The sequence below is a fragment of the Lentibacillus halophilus genome (genome assembly GCF_039522485.1).
GTDB lineage: Bacteria > Bacillota > Bacilli > Bacillales > Amphibacillaceae > Lentibacillus > Lentibacillus halophilus.
Genome location: NZ_BAAADM010000028.1, coordinates 23,791 through 29,790, shown reverse-complemented (window position 1 = coordinate 29,790; position 6,000 = coordinate 23,791). Strand labels below are relative to the sequence as shown.

Sequence of the window (6,000 nt, the reverse complement as noted above, 5' to 3'; positions counted from 1 at the left end):
CGCTCGCATGGTTCTGAGAGGGGAGTGATACACAATCAGCCGTTAGGCTGAGAGGTTCACTCCTACTTGACCTAGATAGTCCCTATGATTTCCGTGGTACTTTAAAGACTGCGATGACTAGTAACAGGAGCGGTATGATAGTTTGAAATAATACCGAGTAAATGATACTGGTTGTGGCGAAATACTGACTAATTTCCTGTATACCGGGTGCCCACACTGTAAAACCAATGATTAGAAAGCCAATTGGCCAGACAATCGGGCGATAATCATCGAGTTTCAACCAATGGGCAGTACCAAGAACCACTACGTAATAAAATACGGCGGTTTTGATGAAAATTCCGCTTACCCAAATGGCCATTACGAGCGCTTCAATGTGTTGGAAAAAATCAGCGATGCTGACGTAACGAGCAGCATCCATGACTGGGTAAAAAAATCTTGTTGTAATTTCTCCAAATATAAGTAGAGTGGCTAAGTTTGTAATGACCATCGTAAACAGCACACTGGTCACAGAATGCATGCCCCATTTTAAGCTTTTTTTATGATCTTCTATAAAGGGAAGTAAAAAGGCGACCATAATAAATAAGCTGAACCAGCTCTGAAGAATATATGCTCCTTTAATAGATGGCATCATGCCATCTCCCATAATTGGAAACATATTATTCGGTTCCAGTTCAGGAATCAGTAAAACGATAATGATTATCCAAAGCAGGAAAGTCACGGGTATAAAGATCTGAGCTGTTCTTGCAATGGTTTCCAAACCTCCTCGTACGGCAATTCCGCAGACAATAACCATTGCAATATTAACCACAATCATCGGTGTTTGAGGAAGAAAAATACCCGCGACAAACTCTCCGTACTGATTCACGACTAGGGATTCGTTGTGTAAAAAGTAGAAGATATAAAAAAAGCCAATAACTTTTCCTGGAATGAAGCCAATAATATGTTGGCTGTATTGAATCAATGTTTCCTTCGTGTAAAGTGTGTTTAGCTTGTATGCATTATACACAGCCAGATACCCAGCTAGGGAGCCCCAAACAGGGGACATCCACATATCATGGTCTGCGTATGCAGCAGTCGTTGCCGGTAAGGAGAGAATAGCGGTTGCTAAAACAGCTGGATACATTAAAACCGCCATCTGTAAAGCTGAAATCCTTCCTTTCTCCACCCTATTTCCCCCTTTATCATGGATGTGATAACCAGAATATTATTCTTTGGTTTTAAATCCGTCATAAGAATATAGGGACTCTGTACCTCTAGTCTTCTTTTTCCTCACTTATGGCTTTTATAGCCTGTCCGCTCTTATCATAGAATATTCATCATAAGAAACTTGTGTCGCAACCATCCAATTAGAAGTAAGTGCCAGGCATATACGCAATTCTAAATTGCGTATATGCCTGGCACTTATAATCCATGGAGAAGACAAAAAGAGATATTAAAGGGAGGTTTCAATCTCCCGTTAAAGGTCGTTTCATTGATTCTATACACAGAACCGGGTCAGTCTATCTGGATTTAATGGCGGTTCCTCCAATCATTCCTCTTTTCCTGTGCATGTCAGGCAACTATCGTCTTTCAAAAAACTCCGCATGATCTTCAACATATTGTCTGAACGTAATTGGTTTCCGCCCCAGTAATTTTTCTGCCTCATCGGTCACTTTTTCTGCTGTACCGAGTTTTGTCATTAAGTACAGCATCATCATCACATTAGCAAACGTTTTTGGTGTTCCTCTTTTTATAAATGCCTTCCTGAATTCAAGCAGTCCCGGATTTGTATAGATTATATCCCGGTGCAACACATCTGACATGATGGAAGCAGCCTGATAATAGGTTATCGCTTCATTGCCGGTTAGCGTATAAGCTTTGTTTATATAACCATGATCTGTGAGGCATACAGCTGCACAGGCTGCTATATCTCTTGTATCAATAAAATTGGTTTTAGCATTGCCGGCAGGTATAAATAATTCCCCTCGGTATAACAAATCCTTACGATGCGTCGTATTTAGATTTTGCATGAAAAAGCCAGGGCGCAAAAATGTATAATTAAATCCTAGATCACGTATGAACGACTCAATTTTTCGGTGTGGAACGAACGGATTTTTCTCAACGCCGAATAGCGAAACGAATACAATGTGCTCTACGCCAGCTGCTTTGGCGCTTTCTAAAAATGGAAGCATATCTTTTTCTGGTGAGGACAGGTGAGGCGGGCGCATAAGAAAAATTTTCGTTACATCTTCCAGCGCTTGTTTATAGGTTTGCGGGCGCAGAAAGTCGAATGCCGTCACTTCTGCATGGCTGTTTGAGAAAAATTGTTTTCCCTTTTTTACATCCCTGACAGCAGCCTTAACTGTCACCTCCTTCTGTAATAGTTGATCTACCACATAGCTGCCTATATTCCCAGTCGAACCTGTCACCAATATTTTTGTCATAACGTCGCCACCTCGCGTTTCATATAACTGCTTTAACTTCAAAGTACATACATATTGACAAAAATTCAAGTTCATTATAAGATACATTTTAGAGTTTGTGACCAACCGGTATCTAAATGTAACCGTACAGTACAAGGAGGATTTATGTCAACAAAAAAGCAAGAAATCAAAGATATGGCGATCCATCTGTTTGCGGAGAAGGGGTATTATGTTACATCAGTTCAGGAAATTGCTCAAACGTGTAATGTATCCAAAGGAGCTTTCTATAAGCATTTCGATTCGAAGGAGAATTTGCTTATAGAAATTATCAAAGATCATCATGAAAGTCTGTTCAAAAAAGCGCATTCCGTTCAATATTCCGATGCACTGTCCGCCACGGAAGTGCTGCAAAAAAGAATTACGATTGAATTAGAAGAAATGCAAAAGAGCAGCTCTATTTTTTTCATTGTGTTAAATGAATATTCACCTAATGACCAAAGTGAAGTAGCTGACATGATGGAAAACTTCCGACTGGAGTTAATGGAGTGGCATAAACAATGGTTATTAGAAGCGTTTGGTGAAAAAAATCACTCCATTATATGGGATTTAGTAGTTATTTACGAAGGCATTATGAAAGAGTATACATCATTATTTATTTTTCGAGGGATAACACTTTCCATTAATCATTTGGCGAATTTAATCACCTCTGTGTTAGAAGAAGCAGGAAATTCAATGCGAATGATGCACCCGATTCTCACGAAAGAAAAACTATTTAAACCAATGAATGAAGAAGAAAAAGTTTCATTAAAAAGCAAAATGAATCAGCAACTTTCTCAAATGAAACTATTGGTGAAAAGTCTTTCTTTACAAGAAAACGAAAAGGATAAATTTACACAGACGGTTAACCATCTAACAAAAGAGGTAAGTATGGCTGAACCAAAAATGTACTTAATAGAAGCGTTGATTAATTATTTGAAATCAGAAGAAGCGCTAAGAACCAGCGCTATCCGATTGGAACAGACGATAAATAATCATTTGCGAGGGAAGGGTGAACATGCATGGTGACAGAACAGTCGCAAGTTAGCCAGAAGCAAGAACGAATAGGACCAATGATTGCAGTGATGCTTATTGGCGCATTTGTTGGTATTTTAAATGAAACATTACTGGCAACAGCTTTACCATCCATTATGGATGATTTTGGTATTAATGAAAACAAAGCACAGTGGCTGACAACGGCTTTTCTATTAGCTAACGGGGTTATGGTTCCTATTACTGCTTTCTTAATTGAAAGGTTTCCCACAAGAAAACTATTCCTAACTGCGCTGAGTATCTTAGGATTGGGGACCTTAATCAGTGCATTTGCACATGTATTTCCACTATTATTAGTTGGCAGAGTGATACAGGCAGCAGGATCCGGAATCATGCTGCCATTAATGATGACTGTTATACTAACAGTGATTCCAAAAGAAAAACGAGGCAAAATGATGGGGCTTGCAGGCATTGTCATTTCATTTGGACCAGCTATCGGACCAACACTTTCCGGTTGGTTACTGCAGCATTTTTCATGGCGTGCGCTATTTTATGTAGTTTTACCAATTGTTGTCTTAACGTTTATTTTTGCATACATTGTTATAAAAAATGTTATCAAGCTTACACACCCGAAAATGGATATACTTTCTATAATCCTTTCTTCATTGGGTTTTGGAGGTCTATTATTTGGTTTCAGCAGTGCAGGAGATGGCGGATGGACCAGTCTGAAAGTGATTGTGTCACTGATTGCAGGAGTTATTATTCTTGGACTCTTTATATGGCGACAATTAAAACTGCAAACACCTTTGCTTCAATTCAGGGTTTTTAAATTTAAAGCGTTCAGTGTTTCTATTGTTATTACCATGATAGTAATGATGTCTATGATTGGTGCGGAGACACTCTTACCATTATATATCCAGAATTTAAGAGGTTTTACGGCTTTACAATCAGGACTTGTACTTCTTCCGGGAGCCGTTGTTATGGGAATGATGTCTCCTGTTACTGGTGCATTGTTTGATAAATTCGGTGCAAAGTGGCTGGCCCTTCCAGGGTTAACAATCGTTGCCGTAACGACGTTTATATTCACGGATATGACATTGGAAACGCCGCTGTGGTTCATAGCTGTTATATATGCAGTGCGCATGTTTGGACTATCTTTTGCTATGATGCCGGTTATGACATCAGGATTAAATCAGGTACCAATGAAGTGGAATGCGCATGGATCAGCTATGGCGAATACGATGCAGCAAGTATCTGCTTCCATCGGCACTGCAATACTAATTACAGTAATGACGTCGGGGGCTAAAAGTTACGAACCAGATGCGTCGGCACTTCAAGGCCTGACACAACAAGAAGCGAAATTGCAGATAGCTCATCAAGCGCAACTAAGTGGTTATAATGATGCGTTTATTTTTGCGACCAGTATAGCCGTTGCCGGGGCGGTCTTTTCTCTGTTTCTTAAAAATAAATCAGCTTCCGAATAACAAATGTACTTTACATTTCAAAAAATAATATTAACCTCTCATGTGTTAATGTTAGCTCATAATGGGACTTCTTTAATGTGTTCTTATGAGTACCGAGTAGCCATAACTGTAGTAAATGTTTTGCATGAGCCTCTTTCCGAATGTCGGTGTGGGAATAGCCTGGAAACTACCCATTTCAGGCATCATCTCCGAAACTTGGGTGATGTTTGAACATCCGATTGACACAAACACTTGTTACCACTGTCTTCATTTTTTTTGCACAGATATGTTATTCTTAACTTTAGTTACGCAGAAATCTAGTTATTAGAATAAGTAACGAAATACAGTTAAACGTTGGAGGTATTATGGAAGCTATTGGTTTTTTAATTATACGCGTTATTGTTGGTCTGTACTATTCAGCACATGGAGCCCAGAAAGCATTTGGATGGTTTGGTGGTAATGGCCCTGGCAAGACAGGTGCATTTTTTGACAAAATTGGCGTAAGGCCAGGTAAAACGATGGCTTTATTAATAGGGATAAGTGAATTTATTGGCGGTATTTTATTTCTATTAGGATTGCTGATGCCTTTGGCAGCTTTATTATTTGTTATTCCCATGATTGGTGCTATTAAAACCGTTCACGGAAAAAATGGCTTGTTTGTCGATAAAGGTGGCATTGAATATAATGTGGTATTAATCGCTGTTGCACTGGGTATCACATTGTCAGGTCCTGGGCTGTTAGCATTGGATACCCTTTATAATATTCATTTTTGGTAAACATTTGTTCGGATTAAAACGTTCAACTATCGTAAAAAGCATGGCAGCAATAAGCGGTTACCCCGTTTCGCAGCCATGCTTTTTGATTGGTCTAATTGGCTTTAGTATTCCAATAATTATTTGCAGCGGCCACTGTTTGAAAATGCATAGCTATAACATCCGAGGCAGCTATGAGACTATTGGCGTTTTTGGAATACTTGGGACGCAGTTTTTTTCTGATTTTCAAGGAAGGTTGTGTATATTCCACGCCTTTTTGAGCAAGTGTGATGGCCAATTCAAATCCTTCTTGTGGTGTGTCAGTTTTCAAACTTTTTATCCATTTTTCCACGA

At 39.2% G+C, this 6,000-nt stretch carries 6 protein-coding genes; 3 read left to right on the top strand and 3 right to left on the bottom strand.

Annotated elements, in window-relative coordinates; genetic code table 11:
* Positions 1-82 precede the first annotated feature (82 nt).
* Both ABDZ72_RS05350 and ABDZ72_RS05345 read right to left on the bottom strand, forming a co-directional pair.
* Positions 83-1,165, bottom strand: coding sequence for a GerAB/ArcD/ProY family transporter (locus ABDZ72_RS05350; protein ID WP_343751635.1), 1,083 nt, complete (start codon positions 1,163-1,165; stop codon positions 83-85).
* Positions 1,166-1,559: 394 nt separating this feature from the next.
* Positions 1,560-2,423 (bottom strand): SDR family oxidoreductase, encoded by an 864-nt coding sequence (locus tag ABDZ72_RS05345; protein ID WP_343751633.1) that lies wholly within the window; start codon positions 2,421-2,423, stop codon positions 1,560-1,562.
* Between the two features lie 144 nt (positions 2,424-2,567).
* On the opposite strand from ABDZ72_RS05345, the gene ABDZ72_RS05340 reads away from it, so the two are divergent.
* The 3 genes from ABDZ72_RS05340 (at position 2,568) to ABDZ72_RS05330 (ending at position 5,670) form a co-directional block, all read left to right on the top strand.
* Positions 2,568-3,467 carry a TetR/AcrR family transcriptional regulator gene (locus ABDZ72_RS05340; RefSeq protein ID WP_343751631.1) on the top strand — a complete coding sequence of 300 codons (900 nt, stop codon included), beginning with the start codon at positions 2,568-2,570 and terminating at the stop codon, positions 3,465-3,467.
* On the top strand, positions 3,461-4,915 hold the full coding sequence (locus ABDZ72_RS05335; RefSeq protein WP_343751630.1) for an MDR family MFS transporter: 1,455 nt from the start codon (positions 3,461-3,463) through the stop codon (positions 4,913-4,915). Before ABDZ72_RS05340 ends, ABDZ72_RS05335 begins: the two co-directional genes overlap by 7 nt.
* 344 nt (positions 4,916-5,259) lie before the next feature.
* Positions 5,260-5,670, top strand: coding sequence for a DoxX family protein (locus ABDZ72_RS05330; protein ID WP_343751628.1), 411 nt, complete (start codon positions 5,260-5,262; stop codon positions 5,668-5,670).
* Between the two features lie 91 nt (positions 5,671-5,761).
* Here ABDZ72_RS05330 and ABDZ72_RS05325 read toward each other — a convergent pair whose 3' ends face one another.
* Positions 5,762-5,998, bottom strand: a complete 237-nt coding sequence (locus tag ABDZ72_RS05325; protein WP_343751627.1) for a hexameric tyrosine-coordinated heme protein — start codon at positions 5,996-5,998, stop codon at positions 5,762-5,764.
* Positions 5,999-6,000 lie beyond the last annotated feature (2 nt).

Coding starts and splice junctions, on each gene's coding strand:
- ABDZ72_RS05345 (WP_343751633.1), bottom strand. CDS start 2,423: ATGACAAAAATATTGGTGACAGGTTCGACTGGGAATATAGGCAGCTAT.
- ABDZ72_RS05340 (WP_343751631.1), top strand. CDS start 2,568: ATGTCAACAAAAAAGCAAGAAATCAAAGATATGGCGATCCATCTGTTT.
- ABDZ72_RS05330 (WP_343751628.1), top strand. CDS start 5,260: ATGGAAGCTATTGGTTTTTTAATTATACGCGTTATTGTTGGTCTGTAC.
- ABDZ72_RS05335 (WP_343751630.1), top strand. CDS start 3,461: ATGGTGACAGAACAGTCGCAAGTTAGCCAGAAGCAAGAACGAATAGGA.